The 19,420-nt window shown below is 68.8% G+C and carries 15 protein-coding genes and 1 tRNA gene; 5 read left to right on the top strand and 11 right to left on the bottom strand.

Annotated elements, in window-relative coordinates:
* The 5 genes from N8888_RS12805 to N8888_RS12825 all read right to left on the bottom strand — a co-directional run bounded on the left by N8888_RS12805 (position 1) and on the right by N8888_RS12825 (position 6,571).
* Entirely contained in the window at positions 1–930 is a 930-nt protein-coding gene (locus N8888_RS12805; protein WP_193396133.1) for a DUF1684 domain-containing protein, read from the bottom strand.
* An 11-nt stretch (positions 931–941) separates the two neighbouring features.
* Positions 942–2,837, bottom strand: coding sequence for a DNA mismatch repair endonuclease MutL (gene mutL / locus N8888_RS12810; RefSeq protein WP_263175124.1), 1,896 nt, complete (start codon positions 2,835–2,837; stop codon positions 942–944).
* A 131-nt stretch (positions 2,838–2,968) separates the two neighbouring features.
* Positions 2,969–4,525 carry an N-acetylmuramoyl-L-alanine amidase gene (locus N8888_RS12815; RefSeq protein WP_263175126.1) on the bottom strand — a complete coding sequence of 519 codons (1,557 nt, stop codon included), beginning with the start codon at positions 4,523–4,525 and terminating at the stop codon, positions 2,969–2,971.
* Positions 4,526–4,607: 82 nt separating this feature from the next.
* The gene (gene tsaE / locus N8888_RS12820) at positions 4,608–5,090 is read right to left on the bottom strand and encodes a tRNA (adenosine(37)-N6)-threonylcarbamoyltransferase complex ATPase subunit type 1 TsaE (protein ID WP_111186443.1); all 483 of its coding nucleotides are present in this window, start codon (positions 5,088–5,090) and stop codon (positions 4,608–4,610) included.
* Entirely contained in the window at positions 5,087–6,571 is a 1,485-nt protein-coding gene (locus N8888_RS12825; protein ID WP_263175129.1) for an NAD(P)H-hydrate dehydratase, read from the bottom strand. The genes tsaE and N8888_RS12825 overlap by 4 nt, the downstream gene beginning before the upstream one ends.
* Before the next feature lie 23 nt (positions 6,572–6,594).
* On the opposite strand from N8888_RS12825, the gene queG reads away from it, so the two are divergent.
* Together queG and xseA are read left to right on the top strand one after the other, a co-directional pair.
* Complete coding sequence (gene queG / locus N8888_RS12830; RefSeq protein WP_164150595.1) at positions 6,595–7,671, top strand: tRNA epoxyqueuosine(34) reductase QueG; 1,077 nt, start codon at positions 6,595–6,597, stop codon at positions 7,669–7,671.
* Positions 7,672–7,740: 69 nt separating this feature from the next.
* Positions 7,741–9,081, top strand: a complete 1,341-nt coding sequence (gene xseA / locus N8888_RS12835; protein WP_263175130.1) for an exodeoxyribonuclease VII large subunit — start codon at positions 7,741–7,743, stop codon at positions 9,079–9,081.
* Between the two features lie 34 nt (positions 9,082–9,115).
* Here the strand turns inward: xseA and N8888_RS12840 are convergent, their stop codons facing one another.
* A complete protein-coding gene (locus N8888_RS12840; RefSeq protein ID WP_263175131.1) occupies positions 9,116–10,012 on the bottom strand; it encodes a M48 family metallopeptidase in 897 nt (298 codons plus the stop codon).
* A gap of 86 nt (positions 10,013–10,098) precedes the next feature.
* Positions 10,099–11,982 carry a formylglycine-generating enzyme family protein gene (locus tag N8888_RS12845; RefSeq protein ID WP_193396128.1) on the bottom strand — a complete coding sequence of 628 codons (1,884 nt, stop codon included), beginning with the start codon at positions 11,980–11,982 and terminating at the stop codon, positions 10,099–10,101.
* An 84-nt stretch (positions 11,983–12,066) separates the two neighbouring features.
* Here N8888_RS12845 and rnd point away from each other — a divergent pair, with 84 nt between their 5' ends.
* Positions 12,067–13,146 (top strand): ribonuclease D, encoded by a 1,080-nt coding sequence (gene rnd / locus N8888_RS12850; RefSeq protein ID WP_053520336.1) that lies wholly within the window; start codon positions 12,067–12,069, stop codon positions 13,144–13,146.
* A gap of 67 nt (positions 13,147–13,213) precedes the next feature.
* Here rnd and N8888_RS12855 read toward each other — a convergent pair whose 3' ends face one another.
* Positions 13,214–15,508: a TonB-dependent receptor gene (locus N8888_RS12855; RefSeq protein WP_315974026.1), complete on the bottom strand. Its 2,295-nt coding sequence runs from the start codon at positions 15,506–15,508 to the stop codon at positions 13,214–13,216.
* 252 nt (positions 15,509–15,760) lie between these two features.
* On the opposite strand from N8888_RS12855, the gene N8888_RS12860 reads away from it, so the two are divergent.
* A tRNA-Ala gene (locus N8888_RS12860) sits at positions 15,761–15,836 on the top strand.
* A 188-nt stretch (positions 15,837–16,024) separates the two neighbouring features.
* Here the strand turns inward: N8888_RS12860 and N8888_RS12865 are convergent.
* Complete coding sequence (locus N8888_RS12865) at positions 16,025–16,198, bottom strand: hypothetical protein (RefSeq protein WP_164972374.1); 174 nt, start codon at positions 16,196–16,198, stop codon at positions 16,025–16,027.
* Positions 16,199–16,307: 109 nt separating this feature from the next.
* Entirely contained in the window at positions 16,308–17,069 is a 762-nt protein-coding gene (locus N8888_RS12870) for an SDR family oxidoreductase (protein ID WP_263175135.1), read from the bottom strand.
* 132 nt (positions 17,070–17,201) lie between these two features.
* On the opposite strand from N8888_RS12870, the gene N8888_RS12875 reads away from it, so the two are divergent.
* Complete coding sequence (locus N8888_RS12875; protein WP_253119465.1) at positions 17,202–18,041, top strand: bifunctional transcriptional activator/DNA repair enzyme AdaA; 840 nt, start codon at positions 17,202–17,204, stop codon at positions 18,039–18,041.
* Positions 18,042–18,130: 89 nt separating this feature from the next.
* Here N8888_RS12875 and N8888_RS12880 read toward each other — a convergent pair whose 3' ends face one another.
* Positions 18,131–19,156, bottom strand: a complete 1,026-nt coding sequence (locus tag N8888_RS12880) for an NADPH-dependent curcumin/dihydrocurcumin reductase (protein ID WP_263175136.1) — start codon at positions 19,154–19,156, stop codon at positions 18,131–18,133.
* Between the last annotated feature and the right edge of the window lie 264 nt (positions 19,157–19,420).

Below are 19,420 nucleotides of genomic sequence, written 5' to 3' on the forward strand. Positions count from 1 at the left end.
TCAGCCTTCTCCTTCAGGCAGGTGGTAGGCCTTTTCGCCCGCGTCCACGCGAAGGTCCAGCCGGTTCTCCGGCGGTGCCAACGGACAGGTCGCGTAGGGCGTGAACGCGCAGGGCGGGTTGTAGGCGTGGTTGAAATCGATAAGCACGCGGCCATCGGCGCCGGGGGCGCCGGTATCCAGATAGCGGCCAGCGGGATAGCTGCCGCGGCCGCTGGTGCGGTCCGCGAAAATCAGGAACAGGGGCTCGCCGGGGGCACCGATCGCCTCCAGCCGCCAGGTCCGGCCATCACGCTCGAACTCGACGGCACCGGCATTGGGCATGTCGGTGGTCAGTCCGGTGATGTCGACGATCGGCAAGGTCTTGCCCGGTGCGTGCGCAACGAAGCGCGCCTGCACCTGCCAGTCGGGACCTCCCGGCCAGTACTGCAGGCCGGCGAAATCCCGGCGTGCAGGCGCGTCGGCATGCTTGACCCTCAGCGCATCGCGCGGACCACGCCGGATCAGGCTGAGCTGGCCCTTGCCACCGTCGAAGGCAAGCAGGGTAGGCTGCGGATCCTTGTCGGTATCCATGCGGATGCGCCCCTTCACCGGCTGGCCATTGTGAGTGAGCTCCGCCCCGGCTTCCGGCGTGAACCACCATTGCCGGCCCTCGCGCCGCAGCAGGCCGAGCTTGTCCGGCCCCACTGCCAGGCGGATGCCATTGGTGGCACCGCTGCCAACGAAGTGCGAGCTGTTCTGCAGCCAGTGCAGACCGACCAGCGCCGTCCAGCCATCAGGCCGTGTCAGGTCCTGATAACGCGCCACGCGCCATTGCTGCTGCGCGGCGGCGTATGCCGGATCTTCCACCACCGCAGGCGCCGGCGGCGGCGCCGGGCTGCAGGCTGCCAGCAACAAGACAGCCAGCAGGCCGCCCATTCCCCGATACGCCATCGATGCTCCCCTCAACGTCCGCGCAGGAACCAGCGGTCGATCTCCGCCAGCGAAAAACGGGCCCAGGTCGGCCGGCCGTGGTTGCACTGGCCGGATCGCTCGGTGATCTCCATGTCGCGCAGCAGGGCGTTCATTTCCGGCACCGTCAGCCGGCGATTGGCTCGCACAGCGCCATGGCAGGCCATGGTCGACAGCAGTTCATCGCGCGCGCTCGCTACGCGGCGGCTCTGGCCGTGCTCACGCAGGTCGGTCAGCACATCGCGCAGCAACCCCTCCGGCTCGGCGTGGGCCAGCAGCGCGGGAATGCTGCGCACATGCAGCGAGCCCGGGCCGGCCCGCGTCACCTCGAAACCAAGCGAGGCCAGCGTCGCGGCCTCGCTCTCTGCGGTATCCGCTTCGCGTTCGCCCACCGCCAGCGTGATCGGCACGAGCAACGGCTGCGACTGCAGGCCGATACCATCGTGCGCGTTCTTCAGCCGCTCGTAGCCGATGCGTTCGTGCGCCGCGTGCATGTCGACCACGATCAGGCCTTCGGCATTCTCGGCCAGGATGTAGATGCCATGCAGCTGCGCGATCGCATACCCCAGGGGCGGCACGCCCGCGTCTGCACGGGTGTCCGGCAGGCCGTTTCCGCTCGGCATCGCAGGCTGCGCGGTGCCGCCTTCGCCTGCAGCAGGCGTGGCATAGAGCGCAGCGTAGGCGGCCGGCGCATCGGCAACCTGCAGGCCCAGCGGCTGCTGCTGGCGCCATCCCTGATATCCGCCACCGCCGCCCGCCCCCGGAGCAGGACCACGGACCAGACCGAATCCGGACGCGCCCACGGTCGATGCCGCCGCTGCTGCCCCGGCGTCCGCTGCCTGCCCGGCACCTGCACCGATCTCCTGCGCCGACACGCCGGCTCGGGTATCGGCCAGCGCGTCCTTCAGCGTGCGGTAGACGAAATCATGGACCAGCCGCGCATCACGGAAACGCACTTCGTGCTTGGCCGGATGCACGTTGACGTCAACGCGCGTGGGGTCGAGTTCCAGGAACAGCACGTAGGCCGGCTGCCGGCCATGGAACAGCACATCGCCGTAGGCCATCTTCACCGCATGGGCAACGCTGCGGTCGCGCACCGAACGGCCGTTGACGTACAGGTACTGCTGGTCGGTACTGGCCCGCGAATAATGCGGCTGCGCGATCCAGCCGTGCAGGCGCAGGCCCGCGCCGCTGTGGTCCACGCGCACCGCCTGCAGCGCGAAATCATCGCCCAGTGTCTCGGACAGGCGCGCGTCCGAATACAGGTCACCCGGCTTGTAGCGGCGTGATGCCTTGCCATTGTGCGAGACCCGCAGCTCGACGTCCGGCCGCGCCAGCGCCAGCGAGCGCAGCCATTCTTCGATGTGCCCCAGTTCGGTGCGCTCGGCGCGCAGGAACTTGCGTCGCGCGGGCACGTTGTAGAACAGCTCGCGCACTTCCACCGTGGTACCCGGTGCGTGCGCGCGCGGCGTGACCTCGCCGATCTTGCCGCCATCGATCTGCAGCGCGGAACCGTGCTCGTCATCTGCGCGGCGCGACGCCAGGGTGAAACGACTGACCGACGCGATCGATGGCAGCGCTTCGCCGCGGAACCCGAGCGTGGCCACCGACTCCAGATCGTCCAGGTTGGCGATCTTGCTGGTGGCATGCCGCGAGACGGCCAATGGCAGCTGCTCCGCTGCGATGCCACTGCCGTTGTCGCGGATGCGGATCAGGCGCACGCCACCTTCTTCCAGGTCGATGTCGACACGGCTGGCGCCGGCATCGATCGCATTCTCGACCAGTTCCTTGACCACTGACGCGGGGCGCTCGACCACCTCGCCGGCGGCGATCTGGTTGATCAGGATGTCCGGCAAGGGCCGGATCGGGCGCGGGCCGGGCGCGCTCATGGGGCAAGGTAGGCAGCAGACTTCATGCGCCGATGATAGCGGAGGTACCGCGTGGAGAGTCGAGCCGGATCACCTGTGCGATGCCGATGATGCGCCACGCCCCAGGCATGGCCGGTCCAACAGGGTGCGGCCTACTTGCTGCCGCCGGCCATGGTGGCAGCCGCGTCGATCTCGGCCTGTGCGCGGGCCGCGTAGAGCGTCCCCGGCGGCGGCTGCCGGCTGAAGAACGTGTGCACGCCATCGAGCACCGCACCGGCGATCTTGCGCTGGTAGCCCGGGTCGATCAGGCGGCGCTCCTCGTCCGGATTGGAGATGAAGGCGGTTTCCACCAGCATCGCCGGCATGTCCGAGGTGCGCAGCACCGCGAAGTTGGCCCGCTCGATGTTTGGCTTGTGGTTGTTGCCGATCCGCTTCAGTCCACCCAGTACGTGGCCGGCCGCATCTTCGGACGCTTTCATGTAACCGCTCTGCGCCAGATCGAGCAGAACGTTGGCCAGCGTGCCTTCAGTCTGCTGCAGGCGCACACCACCGACCAGATCGGCGGCGTTTTCCTTGTCCGCCAGCCAGCGCGCACGCTGCGACGAGGCACCCTTGGTGGACAGCACGTACACCGATGAACCGGTCGCCGAGCGGTTCTCGGCGGCGTCCGCATGAATCGAGATGAAGATGTCAGCCTTGTTCGCGCGGGCCTTCTGTGCGCGCATCGGCAGCGGGATGAACACGTCGCTGTCGCGGGTCAGATAGGCTTTCAGGCCCGGCGTGGCATTGACCTGACGGGCCAGCTCACGCGCCACCGCCAGGGTAACGTCTTTCTCGCGCTTGCCGGTGGGTCCGATCGCGCCCGGATCCTGTCCGCCGTGGCCGGGATCAATCGCCACCACCAGGTGCCGCATGCCAGGCTGCATACGGATGCGCGAAGCGTCGCTGGGCATCGCCGGACGCGGCGGTTCGGGCGGCGGCGATGCCGGTACCGGTGCCGGGGCTGGCGGATTGCTCACCACCGCAGCGGTGCGCTGGCCGGCCAGGATCGCCGCGGGCGACGATGCCGGCGGGGTGCTGCTGGCGCTGGTGCCCGCAGCGGCCACCTGCACGGGCGCGGTGGACGGCGCCGGCGTGGGCGCGGCCGGGGCGGCAGCCGTGGCACTGGCCTGCTGCTGCACCTGCGCGGTCAACAACGCGGTAGCGCGGGCGGCGTCGCTGCGCGTCTGCATGCTGGGTGCCGTCGTCTGCGTGGTCGTGGCAACCGGAGCCGGAGCCGGCGCCGGCGCCGGCGCCGCAGCGGCCACGCCCGGGCTGTCACCCGGCCATTCGATCACCAGCTTTGACGCCTCTCCTTCGCGCTGCATCTGCGGGCGGAACGGCGCCACGGATTCCGCAAGATCGAAAACAACACGGAAGGTGCCCGGAACCGGTTGTCCGGTGCGCACTGCCGTCACCACGCCCTGCGCAGCCGGCATCTTCAGGTTGCGCACGGCAGTGGAATCCGGGAAATCGACCACCAGCCGGTTCGGGTTGGCCAGTGACAGCGTCTTGTAGCCGCCACTGCCGACCAGCGAGATTTCCGCGCGGGTGCCGGTGGAGCCTGTATTCAGCTGTACCTGACGGACTTCACCCGCCCACGCACTGAGGCTCGCCAGACCCAGTCCGACGGCGGCACAGATGGCGATGAGACGGTTCCCCAGGCGCATGGCTCAGGATTCAATCACCGCGCTGAACGGAATGCAATACCTTTTTCCTTAATAATCCGTAACCTGCCGATCTTTGTTCTCGTCAGGCGACAGAAACAGGCCGCAAGTCTCCACCTTCGGCCAGCCGCTGCAGCCATTCCCGGCCAGCGTCGCTGAGCCCACTGAGACGCGCCCGGCGCCCCTGGCCCTCGATCTCCAGCGCCACGACCAGGTCCGTCGGCGGCAATGCGCCCGCCCCCCGTTCCGGCCACTCGACCAGCCACAGCACCGCACTGCCCTCGTCCAGGCCCAGGAAATCCAGTTCCCCGGCCTGGCCGATGCGGTACAGGTCCAGATGCCACGCCTCGCCGCCACTGGCCAGCGGATAGCGCTCGACCAGGGTGTAGGTCGGGCTGCGGATCGCACCCTGCACGCCCAGCGCACGCAGCAGCGCACGCGCGGTGGTGGATTTGCCGGCGCCGAGGTCGCCGCGCAGCTCGATCAACGCCTGCGGCGGTCGCGTGGCCGCCAGCCACTGCCCGAGACGTTCGGTGGCATCGCTGTCGGCAAGGAAGAATTCGTTCATGGGGAGCGTTCCGGATTGGCCAGCCGCCGCAGGGGCGCCAGCAGGTCGGTGGGAAGCAGACCACGCGCGCCGTCGATGGCAGCGGCGTCGCCGGCAAGCGCGTGCAGCAGGGCGCCGCCTGCTGCGGCATCGAATGCGTCCAATCCCTGCGCGCGCAGTCCAGCAATGACGCCGGTCAGCAGATCTCCCATGCCACCGACCGCCATGCCCGGATTGCCGGCCGCGATCAGCCGCGGCAGCCGCGCAGGTGCCGCGACTACACTGCCGGCACCCTTCAGCACCACCGTGGCGTGATAGCGCTCGGCCAGCGCCTGCGCGCTGCCGAAGCGATCGGCCTGCACCTCGGCGGTACTGCAGCCCAGCAGGCGTGCAGCCTCTCCCGGATGCGGCGTCAGGATGGCATCAGGCACCGCGTGCGGGTTCTGCGCCAGCAGATTCAGGGCATCGGCGTCGATCACCAGCGGACGCCCGCAGGCGAGCACGCTGGCATGCAGCGCACGCGCCCAGTCGTCCTGGCCAAGGCCCGGCCCGATCGCAACGACCCGTGCGCGGTCCAGCAGCGCAGGCAACGCCGCGCCATCTTCCAGCGCATGCGCCATCGCCTCGGGCAGGCGCGCAAGCATCGCCCCCACATGCTCACGACGGGTGCCGACACTGAGCAGTCCGGCACCGGCACGCAGTGCGGCCTCGGCCGCCATCACCGCTGCGCCGCCACTGCCGCGGTTGCCGCCCACACACAGCACATGCCCGGACTCGCCCTTGTGGGTATTGGCCCGGCGCGGCGGCAGCAGCGCCCGCAGACGGTCGCCGACCCAGCGTTCCGCGCTGGCCGCGATGCCTTCCCGCGCCGCCTCCGGCAGGTCCAACGGCGCCAGCCGACGCTGGCCGACATGATCCAGCGCGTCGCCGGTGTACAGGCCCCGGTGGCAGACAATGAACTGCAGGGTGACCGCCGCGCGCACCGCAACGCCGGGAACGCCGCCCTGATCGGCATCGACACCGCTGGGTACATCCAGTGCCAGCACCGGCGCCGGAGAGGCGTTGAGTGCTTCGATCAGCGCCTTCGCCATGCCGGCCGGGGCCCGATCCAGGCCGAGACCGAACAGCGCATCCACGCCGACGTCGGCGACCGGCAGCTGGCCGTCGAATTCGATGCTGCTGCCGCCGGCGGCAGCGAATGCCGCCGCCGCCTGCTGCGCCAGCGGCGTGGCGGGCAGCCTGCCCGGCAGGGTGATCACCTGCACCTGGCGGCCCGCCTGCAGCGCATGGGTCGCCAGTACGTAGCCATCGCCGCCGTTGTTACCGGCGCCAGCCACCACATACAGACTGCGGGCATCCGGCCATTGCTGCAGCAGGCACTGCCAGCCCGCCAGGCCAGCCTGCGCCATCAGGCTCCAGCCACCATCACCGGCAAGCGCCGACGCGCGGGCGTCCAGCGCGCGCGCAGCAGCGGTGTCGAACAGAAGAGAGAGATCGGGCATGCCGGGATTTTATACTGGTGCGCATGTCCTCCGTCCCCGCCCCTGCCCCAGCCGACCCGGTCCAGGCCGTGCAGCGCATCCGCGAACTGGCCCGTGCACACGGTTTCCAGCGCTGCGGCATTGCCGGCATCGAGCTGGGCGAGGACGAGGCACACCTGGCCGACTGGCTGGGCCAGGGCCTGTACGGGACCATGGACTGGATGGCACGCCACGGCACGCTGCGCGCACGCCCGGCGGAACTGCTGCCGGGCACGGTGCGGGTCATTTCCGTGGGCATGGACTACAGCCACCGCGACGATACCGAAGCCTGGGCGACCCTGGCCGATCCCGGCCGCGCCTACGTAGCGCGCTACGCGCTGGGGCGCGACTACCACAAGCTGATGCGCAACCGCCTGCAGAAGCTCGCTGCGCGGATCAACGATGAAGTCGCGCCACTGGGCTACCGCGTTTTCGTCGATTCGGCACCGGTGCTGGAACGGGCCCTGGCCCGCAACGCCGGGCTCGGCTGGATCGGCAAGCACACCTGCCTGATCGATCGCCAAGGAGGATCATGGTTCTTCATCGGCGAGATCTACATCGACCTGCCGTTGCCGGTCGACGCGCCCGCCACTGCGCACTGCGGCACCTGCACGCGCTGCATCGACATCTGCCCCACGCGCGCCATCACCAGCCCGCAGCGGCTGGATGCGCGCCGCTGCATTTCCTATCTGACCATCGAGCATGACGGCGCGATCCCCGAGGACATGCGCCCGCTGATCGGCAATCGCATCTACGGCTGCGACGACTGCCAGCTGGTCTGCCCGTGGAACAAGTTTGCCAAGCGCACCGATGAAGCCGATTTCCGCGCACGCAACAACCTGGACACCGCGCGCCTGGATCAGCTGTTCGCCTGGGACGAGGCGGAATTCCTGCGCCGCACCGAGGGCAGCCCGATCCGTCGCAGCGGCCATGAGCGCTGGCTGCGCAACATCGCCGTGGCACTGGGCAACGCGCCGACAGCACCGCAGACCCTGGCCGCACTGCAGACCCGCATCGATGATCCCTCGCCGCTGGTGCGCGAGCACGTGCAGTGGGCGCTGGCACAGCACCGCACGACCTGAGCCGGGCGTGCCCGGCGCGCGCCAACGTGCGATCCTGAGTGCCCGCTCCACCCGCAGCGCGCCGTACCCATGCAGCCACGCAACACCGACATTCTCACTCCCAGCCAGCTCAACACGCTGGCGCGCGACCTGCTGGAAGGCAGCTTCCCGGCGATCTGGGTCGAAGCCGAACTGGGGAGTGTGGCCCGCCCTGCGTCCGGGCACCTGTACTTCACCCTGAAGGACGCACGGGCACAGCTGCGTGCGGCGATGTTCCGGATGAAGGCGCAGTACCTGAAGTTCGTACCGCGCGAGGGCATGCGCGTGCTGGTGCGTGGCCGGGTGACCCTGTACGACGCACGCGGCGAGTACCAGATGGTGCTCGACCACATGGAGGAAGCCGGTGAAGGCGCGCTGCGGCGGGCGTTCGAGGAGCTGAAGGCGCGCTTGGACGCCGAAGGCCTGTTCGATCCTGCACGCAAGCGGGCGCTGCCCGCGCATGTGCGGCGGCTGGCGGTGATCACCTCGCCGACCGGCGCCGCCGTGCGCGATGTGCTGAGCGTACTGGGCCGTCGTTTCCCGCTGCTGGAGGTGGACCTGCTGCCGACCCTGGTGCAGGGCTCCAGCGCCGCCGCGCAGATCACCCGCCTGCTGCAGGCAGCCGATGCCAGTGGTCGCTACGACGTGATCCTGCTGACCCGCGGCGGCGGTTCACTGGAAGATCTATGGGCGTTCAACGACGAAGCGCTGGCGCGCGCGATCGCCGCCAGCGATACGCCGGTCGTGTCGGCCGTCGGCCACGAGACCGACTTCAGCCTGAGTGATTTTGCCGCCGACCTGCGCGCGCCGACACCTTCGGTGGCGGCCGAGCTGCTGGTCCCCGACCAGCGTGACCTGGCCCTGCGCCTGCGCCGCAATGCCGCGCGGCTGGCACAGCTGCAGCGCCACGCGGTAGGACAGGCCATGCAGCGCGCCGACCGTGCGCTGTTGCGATTGAATGCGCAGAGTCCACAGGCCCGGCTGGACCTGTTGCGGCGCCGTCAGCTGGAGCTGGGCCGGCGGCTGCACGCGGCGTTCAACCAGCAGCAGGAGCGCCGTGCCGCGCGCCTGCGCCATGCTGCCGCGGTGCTGCGTGGCCATCATCCGCAGCGCCAGCTGGACGCGATGCAGCGTCGCCTGTCGGCCCTGCGCGGACGCCCCCATGCAGCGATGCAGCGGCTGCTGCAACGCGATGCGCTGCGCCTGCGCGGCCTGGCCCGGTCCCTGGAGGCGGTCAGTCCATTGGCCACGGTGGCACGCGGTTACAGCATCGTGACCCGTGCCGATGATGGTGCACTGGTACGACAGGTTGAACAGGTCCAGCCCGGCGACGCACTGCAGGCACGCGTGGGCGACGGCGTCATCGACGTGCAGGTCACCTCGGTCAGGTAAGCGGGGGCCAAGGCGCAGCCCGGCGTGCGCCTTCCTACCTGGCCGCCTCGCAGAACTGCTTCCGGTACTCCAGCGCCTTCGGCATCAGAGCCTGCAGATTCTGGATCCGGGTTCCCGGGTTGGGATGGGTGGAGGCAAACTCCGGCTGCGACTGACCACCACTGGCCTGGCCCATCCGCTGCCACAGCGGCACCGCTTCGCGCGGATCGAAACAGGCAGCCGCAGCCAGCATCAGCCCCACCTCATCGGCCTGGGTCTCGTGGCTGCGTGCGTAGGGCAGCAGATAGCCATAACCCATCGCCGACATCACCATCTGCTGCTGCTGCGCATCCATGCCACTGGCAGCCCCGGCCATCTGCCCGATCTGGGTCAGCTTCTGCTGTGCCATGCGCTGCGCTCCATGGCGCAGCAGCGCATGGGCGATCTCATGCCCCATCACCACCGCCATCGCATCCTTGGTCCGCGCCACCGGCACCAGACCGGTATAGACCGCCATCTTCCCGCCCGGCAGGCAGAAGGCGTTGGCCTGCTCGGAGGGGATCACGTTCACCTCCCACTGGAAGCTGCGCGCGAAATGGGCCGGCTCCACGCCATGCTCCCGCGCCAATGCGGTCTCCACCACATCGACCTTGGCGATCAACCGCTCGGCAATCGCACGCACGTCACGCGAGATCTGCGCATTCGGGTCCAGTGGCCGCTCCTGCGCCAGGATCTGCTGGTAGGCCTGCAGGCCCAGCGCGGTTTCCTGCTGGGCATCCAGGCTGCTGTCGATCATGACCTTCTCGCCGGTATAGGGATCGACCGTCCGGTTCGAAAACCAGTAAAAGGCCGCGTAACCCGCCGCCAGCAGCAGTACCCACCAGCGGATGTTGCCGAACAGGCCACGCCGCTGCGGGCCCTGCGGCGAGCGGGAAAATGGGTCGTTGCGCATGCGGTGGTCTTCCGGCTGGCCCCGCCGGCCGGCGGGCACGGCGCAATCTTAGTGTGCCGGAGCCCGCGCCGGGTGAAGCCGGCCGCTCAGATGCCGCGTACCAGGCGGAACCCGATGCGGGCGTTGGTGGTGTCCGAGTCCTGCGACTGCCGCCAGGCCGCCCGGGTCTGCTCGGGAGAGTTCGCCCAGTTGCCTCCGCGGATCACCCGCGCCCGGCAACCCGGGTTGAACCAGGCCACGCCGTCGGAGGGCGCACGCCGGTAGCTGGAATGCCAGCAGTCGGCCACCCATTCGCTGAGATTGCCGGCCATGTCGTGCAGGCCGAACGCGTTGGCCCGGAAGTTCGCCACCGGCGCAGGGCCCCACCAGCCATCGCCATAGCCGATGAACGCGTTGTGCCAATGCCGGCCAGACGGCGAGACATCCTTGCTGCCGGTGAAGTTGCCGCTGCCCGGCGGGGGCGTGCCTGTATCCCCCCAGGGATAACGGCCGCTGCTGCCGGCGCGCAGCGCATACTCGAACTCGGCCTCGCTGGGCAGCCGGTAGCTGTAGCCGGTCTGCTCGGACAGCCACGCGGCATAGTTTTCCGCGTCGCGCACGCTCACATGCATCACAGGCGCGTTGCCCAGCGCGCGCGCGCCGTCGTAATCCGAGCGCCAGTCGACACCGCTGCGGCGGATGAAGTTGCCGCTGCGCTCGTCATAGACCACCGAATGACCGCGGCGGGTCGCGCGTGGGCGGGCATTGGTGGCTTTGACGTAGCGCTCGAAATCGCTGACGGTCACCTCGGTGATGGCCATCGCGAAACCGCGGTCAAACCGCACGTAATGCGAAGGGCGCTCGGCATCGGTGGCGCCGGGCTCGGCATCCCCTGCGCCCATCTGGAAGCCGCCATGCGGCACCACCACCATCTGCGGGCCACGCCCGCCATCGCGCATCGCGTCGCTGAACACCTGGCCGGGACGGAAGCTGCCGTAATGGGTTGCCAGATCGATGCGCTCGCGCAGCTGCGCCACGACCGCGTCGCCGGGCAGCGCGATGCGCAGTGCTTCGGCCAGCTTCTCGCGTGCAGGTTTCAGGCCCTGCGGCGTCGCCAGGTCGCGCAGGCCCTCGTCGCGCAGCTGCGCCAGGGTGTTGGCCCGGATCTGCTCGATGCGCTCGAAGGCGTCGGCGATGGTCGGAGAGGAATCACGGACCTTGCTGGCTTCGGCCAGCCAGGTGCCGGCACTGGCGAAGTCACGGCGGCGGGCGGCCTCCTCGGCACGCCGGATCAGGCCGCTCTCCGCCGCAGCAAGGCCCTGGCGTGCGCGGCGGTTGCCCTCGTCAAGCGCCAACGCCTCGCGGAAACTGCCGATCGCGCCGTCACCGTCCTCGCCGATCCGGTCCGCGCGCAGGTCCTCCTCGCCGGCCCGGTTGTAGGCCACCACGCGTTGCGCGATCTCCACCCGCGCCTGCAGGGCACGCACCTTTTCATCGTCAGGGGCCAGGGTCAGCAACACCAGCGCCTGGCGTCCCGCTTCGGCCAGCGCCTCGCGCTGCTGCAGCGGCCGCACCAGCAAGGCATCGGTCTGCTGCAGCAGGCGCTGGCGGGCACGCTGCAGACCAGCACGGGCCTGGCGGTCGTCAGGCACCTCCTCCTGCACCGCCAGCCACAGCGGGATGGCGGCATCGCCATCCTCGTACAGCCGATCCTGGGCAAACGCCTGCTCGGCGGCCCTGCGCAGCTGCGCCAGGCTGCGCCCCTCCCGATCGACACGGGGCGGCGTCCACTGCTGCACGTCTTCGGCGGCATCCTGACCGGCGATGGTCACGCTGCCCTGCACCGCCGGCCGATCCTCCGGCGCCGGCGGCGATGCCGCCTGGCCGGATCCCTCGCCGGCCTTGCCTGCCGGTGTCGGCGGTGACGGGGTGCAGGCGACCAGAGCCAGGGCCAGGCTGGCGCACAGCGCGGACGACAGCGGAAAACGCAAGCAGAGCCTCCTTCGGCACGGACGCGGACCGACGTTAGGCTATTCTCCCCTGCCTGAGCAAACCCGAGTAGCAGGCCCTGACCCGTGGCAATCTGGATCACCACCCCCGCCGAGCTGGATGCGTACTACCAGCAGCGTCCCACCCGCATCGGTCTGGACACCGAATTCATCCGTGAACGCACCTTCTGGCCGCAACTGGCGCTGGTGCAGATGGCGGTCGGCGAGGACATCCTGCTGATCGATCCGCTGATTCCCGGCATGCCCGAAGCACTGGCCCCCTGGCTGACCGATACGTCGATCATCAAGGTGATGCACAGCGCCAGCGAGGATCTGGTGGCCTTCAAATGGACCTGCGGCGTGCTGCCACGACCGCTGTTCGATACCCAGATCGGCGCGGCGCTGGCCGGCATCGGTGCCGGCATGGGCTACCAGAAGCTGGTGCAGGAGATCACCGGCGTGACCCTGGCCAAGGGCGAGACCCGCTCGGACTGGATGCGCCGCCCGCTCTCCGAGTCGCAGCTGCAGTATGCCGCCGATGACGTCGAGCACCTGTTCGCGCTGCATGACGCGATCGACGCGAGACTGCAGGCGATGGGACGCCAGCAGTGGCTGCACGACGACGCTGAACGCCTGTTGGCCAGCGTCGCCAACGATGAGGACCGCTGGCCGCACCTGTCCATGCGCTCGGCCCAGTTCCTCGATGCCGAGGCACAGCGACGCCTGCTGCGCCTGCTGCGCTGGCGCGATGTGCAGGCACGCCAGAGCGACCGGCCGCGCAGCTGGATCCTGGACAACGAACTTGCCGCCCTGCTGGCGCGCTCGCCACCGGCCGATGTCGACGCGCTCGCCAAGCTGTTCGAGCCGTTCCCGAAGGCGCCGCGCAAGCTGACAGCCGCCGTGTGGCAGGCCCTGGACACTCCGCTGGCCGATGAGCAGGACGCGCCGCTGGCCACCCAGCCCACCGACAGCAGCAAGAAGACGCTGAAGAAAATGCAGGACGCCGTGGCCGAATGCAGCCGCGAGCTGGGCCTGGCGGACGGCGTACTGGCCTCGCGCAAGCACCTGGAAAGCTACCTGGAGCACCGCCAGTGGCCGTCGGCGCTGGCCGGATGGCGCCAGCAGGCGCTGGAATCGCGCCTGCAGCCATTGTTGCCGGTGCGCTGACAACCCGCTGCAGCAACGGGAAGGGGCGGCCAGGATCACCGGGCCGCCCCTTCCCGCAACCGTTCGATTACCAGTTCATGTTCAGCGACACACCCACGGTACGCGGCTCGTTGTACACCGCGGCCATGTAGTTCTCGATCACGCCCTTGAGATTCTTCTCGTTGGTGATGTTGCGTGCGAACAGCGCGACTTCATAGGCGCCGTAGTTGCCGGAGTAACCGATCTTCAGGCCGCCCTCGAAGTCCCCCTTGGAGTTGAACTCCTTGCTGTCATACAGCACGAAGCTGGTATAGCCCTGCTTGTTCCAGTCGGTGGACACGAACATCGTGGCCGCGTCGCTGACCGGGAAATCGTAGCGTGCGGCCAGGTTGACGTTGTACTTCGGTGCGTTCGGCAACGGGTTGCCGTCGATCTGCGCGAAGGTGTTCGCACCCACCTTGATGGTCGGATCATCCACCGTGCACACCACCTGGCCATTCAGGCCGCAGACCTGCGCGTACACGCGCTTGTCCTTGATTTCGCTGTGCAGCAGGCTGACACCGGCGCTCAGGGTCAGGTTGGGAACCGGACGCAGTTCCATGTCCGCTTCGAAACCATACGCCTTGGCCTTGTCTGCGTTGAACAGCACGCCGTTGCCGTCCGAATCGTTGCCGTTGAGCTGGATATCGTTGACGGTGTAGGTGAACGCGGTGGCGTTCAGGCGCAGGCGGTTGTCCCACAGGCTGCTCTTCACGCCGGCCTCCCAGGACAGGATGGTCTCCGAGTCGGCGGTGGTGAAGTCGGCATTGAACACGGCCGAACGGCCCTGGATGGTCGGCCCGCGGAAACCGCGCGCCACCTTCGCATAGACGCTGACGTCCGGCGTGATCTGGTACATCGCACTCAGGTCCCAGCTGGGCGTGGTATCGGACATCCTGACGTCGGTGCGGCCCTTGTAGGTCACCACCCCGGCAGCGGTGTCGGCGGTCTTCAGCAGCCGGGTGTGCTTCTCGTCGCGGGTCTGGCGCAGGCCGGCGGTCACCGTGAACCTGTCGGTGAAGGCGTAGCTGAGCTGGCCGAAACCGGCCCAGGAGGTGTTCTTGTTGCGCAGGCGTACCCAGTTGTTCGGATTGCGCGCAGCGCCCTGCAGGAACCAGGCACGCTGGTAGAAGTCGGTGGTGTCGCTGCCGTTGAAATAGAACGCGCCGGCCTGCCACTGCAACGCGCTGTCGTCATGGCTGGCCAGACGGAATTCCTGGGTCCACTGGTCCAGGTCGCGGATCCGGCCCATCGACTGGCCGTAGCCGTTGGGCACGCCGTTGACCGGGTAGTTCACCGCAGCACCGCCATCGGTATCGCCACGGCTGTAACCGGAGGTGGTTTCATACGCGGTGATCGAAGTGAAGTCGATCGCGCCGAAGTCGTAGCGCGCCTTCACCGAGCCACCGTAGGTCTTGTAGGCCTGCGGGTTGTTGTCGGCTTCGTCGTAGGCGACCTGGTCGCGCGGCACGTCGGTGCGGTTGGAACCCTTGGTCAGCGCACCGCGCAGGAACAGGGTCGAGGTGCCTTCGTAATCGCGCGCGTGTGCCGAGGCCAGGATCGAGAACTGCTCGCTCGGCGTCAGCAGCAGCTGGGCGCGGACGTTGCGGTCATCGAAACCGCCCATGGCGTTCTTCTTCGGGCTGACGGTGCCATCCGCACTCGGGCCGCTGTAGGTGTTGTCGACATAGTCGTCGCGATGCTGGTACAGGGCCGACACGCGGAACGAGGCGATATCGTTGATCGGACCGCCAAAGCCGCCATCGATCGACACGCTGTTGTAACTGGCGTAGCTGGCGCTGACGCGGCCGGTGTAGTCCTGCGTCGGCTTGAGCGTGTCGAACTTGACGATGCCGGCCGTGGTGTTGCGGCCGAACAGCGAACCCTGCGGGCCGCGCAGTACTTCCACCTGGTCCACGTCGTAGACCGGATTGGACTTGAGCACCACGTGCTCCAGCACCACGTCATCCTGGATGATCGACACCGGCTGGGAAGCACCCAGATAGAAATCGATGTTGCCCAGCCCGCGGATGTAGAAGCGCGGGAAGATACGACCGGTGGTGGTTTCCGCATACAGGCTCGGCACGCGGCCGGACAGCGCCAGCAGGGTGTCGTCGCCGCCGGCGGTGAAGTCGCGCATGCGCTCGCCCTGCACGACGCCCACCGACACCGGCACCTCCTGCAGGTTCTGCTCACGGTGTTCGGCGGTCACGGTGATGGTATCCAGCCCGGTGGGGGTCGGCGCACTGTCCTGCGCCGCGGCGCCGAAGCTGCCGACCAGCGCCAGGCCTGCGCAGGCCAGCGCGAGCGGATGGCGACGGAAGGAAACGAGGGAAGACGACATGCCCGACAGACGGCGGGAATCGGTATGGGAAGGCATCGAAAGCTCTGAGGAGACGTCCGGGCGGCCTGCGCGGGCCGGGCGGCGAGAAAGGGAACTGCTGCGCAGACTGGGGATTATCCTCCAAATTGTTACGATTTCGTTTCGCGCAACGGAATCGCACGAAAGCCGGCGGACTCGGCACAGTCGCCTATGGCCACGGCCGCGCGTCGCTTGGCAAGGCCGACCGCCAGCGATACAATGACAGCGCACTACGGGGCCATAGCTCAGCTGGGAGAGCGCGTCGTTCGCAATGACGAGGTCAGGAGTTCGATCCTCCTTGGCTCCACCATCCACATGCCCACCAGGGCATGAAAAAGGCCGGAACTCCTGACACCCAGGGTCCGGCCTTTTTCGTTGCACGCCCCGGGCTACCGGGCCGATGAGACGCGCGACCTGCGCATGACCGAGCCCGGTGGCGACAAACCCAGCATCGGGCAGCCGCTGGCTCGGGCCGAGGGCGCTTGCAGCAATGACGCGTCAGGCAGGCTCCTGCCCACCATCCTTGCGCCGTGGACTGCGCGAGTGGGTGTCACGTACCTGCTGGTCGCGCTGTCCCGGACGCTGCTTGGCGACGTCGTCCTGCTTCCGGTCCTGGCGGCTTTCCTGCACCCCCTGGCGTGGATCGGGCGTGTCCTTTTCGTGTCTGCTCATGCGTGGCTCCGCCGCCGGCGGAGGCCGGCGCTGGAGCCACGCTAGAGGTCGCCGGGTAACGGACGGGTCAGTCCGGCGCGAACGCCATGTGCAGCCGCCGGCCGTCCCCTCAGGTGCGATTGGTGGATATCCCGCCGTCCACGCGCATCGCACTACCGGTCACGAAGCTGCCTTCATCGCTGGCCAGGAACAGCGCAGCGTTGGCGATCTCTTCCGGCCCGGCCAGGCGCTTGAGCGCATGCAGCGACCGTACGAAGTCCAGCGCATCCTCGTCTGGCGCAGCCTGCCGGCCCATCTCGGTGTCGGTGCCGCCGGGCAGCAGCACGTTGCAACGCACGCCCCGTACGCCGTACTCGGCGGCGATCACCTGGCTCAGGCCGATCAGCCCGGCCTTGCTCGAGGCGTAGGCGGCCATGCCGGGCAAGCCGACGGTATGGCCGACGATGGTGCCGACGAACACCAGCGAGCCGCCGCCCCGCGCCAGCAGGGCTGGCAACTGCGCACGTGCGGCGTGGAAGGCTGCATCGAGGTTGGTGGCCATCACCTGCCTCCAGGCGTCCACCGGAAACTCCGCAGCGGGCACGCCCGGCCCCAGCATCCCGGCATTGTTGATCGCGATGTCCAGGCCTCCGAAGGCCCGCTGCGCCAGGTCGACCAGCACCTGTGCAGTGTCCGGCCCGGCGACATCGGCGGCATGCACCACCGCCTCGCCGCCGGCAGCACGGATCTGATCGGCCAGCGCCTGCAACGGCTCCGGCTGCCGCGCGTTGAGCACCAGCCTTGCGCCTTCGGCGGCGAAACGCAGCGCGCAGGCGCGGCCGATGCCGGCGCTGGCACCGGTGATGAGGGCGATCTTGTCGTGCAGACGCATGTTCGGGGTCCAGGCAGTGAAGTGGACCCTACGATGTCGCGCCCCTGCCCCGTTGACACTCCGTTTCCGGGCCCTGCCGGCGCGTGCAGGAAACGGAGTTTCCGCCAGCGGGGCACGTGCCAGAATCGACGCATGGACACTGCCATCGCAACCACCGATGCCCGCGTCGAACGCGTCTGCCGCCACCTGCAGGCCCGTCTCGACGAACCCTCACTGCAGGAGCTTGCCGAACTGGCGGGCTGCAGCCCGACCCGGCTGCATCGCCTGTTCAAGCAGGCCACCGGACTGACCCCGAAGCAGTATGCGGCGGCCCTGCGCGCCGATCGGCTGCGCACAGGACTGCAACAGCAGGCGCGCATCACCGATGCTTTCCACGACGCCGGCTTCGGCTCCAGCGGCCGCTTCTACGAGAACGCTCCGCGCCTGCTGGGAATGACGCCCCGGCAATGGCGCAGCGGTGGACGCGGTGAGGTGATCCATTTCGCCATCGCCGAAAGCTCGCTGGGCAGCGTACTGGTGGCCAGCAGCAGCATCGGCGTGGTGGCGATCCTGCTCGGCGACGATCCGGAAGCGCTGCTGCAGTCGTTGCAGCAACGCTTCCGCCAGGCTGAGCTGGTCGGCGCTGACAGTGGCTACGAGCAACGGGTGGCGCAGGTGGTCGGCCTGGTCGAGGATCCGGCACGTGGCGCGACACTGCCACTGGACATCCGCGGCACAGCCTTCCAGCAGCGCGTCTGGCAGGCGCTGCAGCAGATTCCCCAAGGGCAGACCGCATCGTATGCCGACATTGCCGCGCGCATCGGCGCACCGCGCTCCAGCCGCGCGGTCGCGCGTGCCTGCGCCAGCAATCCACTGGCGGTGGCAGTGCCATGCCATCGCGTGGTGCGCCGCGATGGCGATCTGTCCGGCTATGCCTGGGGTGTGGCCCGCAAGCGCGAACTGCTGCGCCGGGAGAAAGCCGCCAACGGCTGATGCCGCCGCATCAGGACCGGTGGATGCCGACCGTGGCCGGCTCGCGCCGTGGCAGCGCCGGGCCATGCCCGGCGGACACCGGCGAGAGCTCAGTCCAGCTTCACCACCAGCTTGCCGAAGTTGCGCCCCTGCAGCAGCCCGAAGAAGGCATCCGGTGCGCTCTGCAGCCCTTCGACCACGTCCTCGCGGTACTGGATGCGCCCTTCCCGCAGCCAGTGCGCCATCTCGCGCTCGAACTGCGGCCACAGGTGGCTGAAGTCGTGCACGATGAAGCCGCGAACCGTCAGCCGCTGCCGCAGGATCTGGCTGAACAATGCCGGCAGGCGATCGGGCCCGGGATGCTCGACGCCGCGCGCGTTGTAGGTGGCGATGGTGCCGCAGACCGGAATGCGGGCGAAATCGTTGAGCAGTGGCAGCACCGCGTCGAGTACGTGGCCGCCGACATTCTCGAAGTAGACGTCGATGCCGTCCGGCACGGCGGCGCGCAGCTGCGCGGCGAAATCAGCCGCGCGATGGTCCAGCGCCACATCCACGCCAAGCGATTGCAGGTAGGCACGCTTGCCATCGCCGCCGGCAATGGCGACCACGCGGGCGCCCTGCAGTTTGGCCAGCTGGGCGACGGTTGCCCCCACCGGCCCGGTCGCAGCGGCGACCACCAGCGTCTCGCCCGGCTGCAGCCGGGCGATTTCATGCAGGCTGGAATACGCGGTGAATCCCGGCATGCCATACACGCCGAGTGCCGTGCTCAGCGGCAGGCCCGCCGGGTCCAGCCGACGCCCCAGCACCTGCGCATCCAGCACCGCATGGGTCTGCCATCCACCCGGCGCCAGGAACAGCTCGCCCACCGCGATTCCCGCCGCATTCGACTGCAGCACTTCGGCGACGGTCTGCCCTTCCATCACCGCACCCACGGCAACGGGAGGCGCATAGGAAGGTCCCTCGTCCATGCGCCCGCGCATATACGGATCCAGCGACAGATAGCGGTTGCGCAGCAGCACCTGTCCTGCTGCCGGCGCCGGCAGCGGCGACTGCTCCAGGCGGAAATTGGCAGCGATCGGCGCACCCTGCGGCCGCGAGGCGAGCACGATGCGGGTGGTGGTCGGTTGATCAGCCATGGGATGGACTCTGCTGCGGACAGAATTGGACAGGAGGGGCGACAATACGCCGCGACGATCGGCGCGTGCGGCGGCGAAAACAGCGTTCCATCGCCTGCCTGATGCAACCGCGGCCGCATGCCTTGCCCCTGCGTGTTTGCCGATGCGGGCGGCCCGCTGATTTCCGCTGCAGGCGACGATCCTCGCAGCCGCCGCGACCACCCGCCTCGTCCGCCATCGACCTGCGCCGCCACCTCGGCACGACGCAGGATCAACCACTTGCGC

The organism is Stenotrophomonas maltophilia (genome assembly GCF_025642255.1).
GTDB classification, from domain to species: domain Bacteria; phylum Pseudomonadota; class Gammaproteobacteria; order Xanthomonadales; family Xanthomonadaceae; genus Stenotrophomonas; species Stenotrophomonas maltophilia_P.

Bases quoted from the DNA above. Each gene is read 5' to 3' on its own strand.
- N8888_RS12805 (WP_193396133.1), bottom strand. From the start codon at position 930: ATGGCGTATCGGGGAATGGGCGGCCTGCTGGCTGTCTTGTTGCTGGCA.
- mutL (WP_263175124.1), bottom strand. From the start codon at position 2,837: ATGAGCGCGCCCGGCCCGCGCCCGATCCGGCCCTTGCCGGACATCCTG.
- N8888_RS12815 (WP_263175126.1), bottom strand. From the start codon at position 4,525: ATGCGCCTGGGGAACCGTCTCATCGCCATCTGTGCCGCCGTCGGACTG.
- tsaE (WP_111186443.1), bottom strand. From the start codon at position 5,090: ATGAACGAATTCTTCCTTGCCGACAGCGATGCCACCGAACGTCTCGGG.
- N8888_RS12825 (WP_263175129.1), bottom strand. From the start codon at position 6,571: ATGCCCGATCTCTCTCTTCTGTTCGACACCGCTGCTGCGCGCGCGCTG.
- queG (WP_164150595.1), top strand. From the start codon at position 6,595: ATGTCCTCCGTCCCCGCCCCTGCCCCAGCCGACCCGGTCCAGGCCGTG.
- xseA (WP_263175130.1), top strand. From the start codon at position 7,741: ATGCAGCCACGCAACACCGACATTCTCACTCCCAGCCAGCTCAACACG.
- N8888_RS12840 (WP_263175131.1), bottom strand. From the start codon at position 10,012: ATGCGCAACGACCCATTTTCCCGCTCGCCGCAGGGCCCGCAGCGGCGT.
- N8888_RS12855 (WP_315974026.1), bottom strand. From the start codon at position 15,508: ATGTCGTCTTCCCTCGTTTCCTTCCGTCGCCATCCGCTCGCGCTGGCC.
- N8888_RS12865 (WP_164972374.1), bottom strand. From the start codon at position 16,198: ATGAGCAGACACGAAAAGGACACGCCCGATCCACGCCAGGGGGTGCAG.
- N8888_RS12870 (WP_263175135.1), bottom strand. From the start codon at position 17,069: ATGCGTCTGCACGACAAGATCGCCCTCATCACCGGTGCCAGCGCCGGC.
- N8888_RS12875 (WP_253119465.1), top strand. From the start codon at position 17,202: ATGGACACTGCCATCGCAACCACCGATGCCCGCGTCGAACGCGTCTGC.
- N8888_RS12880 (WP_263175136.1), bottom strand. From the start codon at position 19,156: ATGGCTGATCAACCGACCACCACCCGCATCGTGCTCGCCTCGCGGCCG.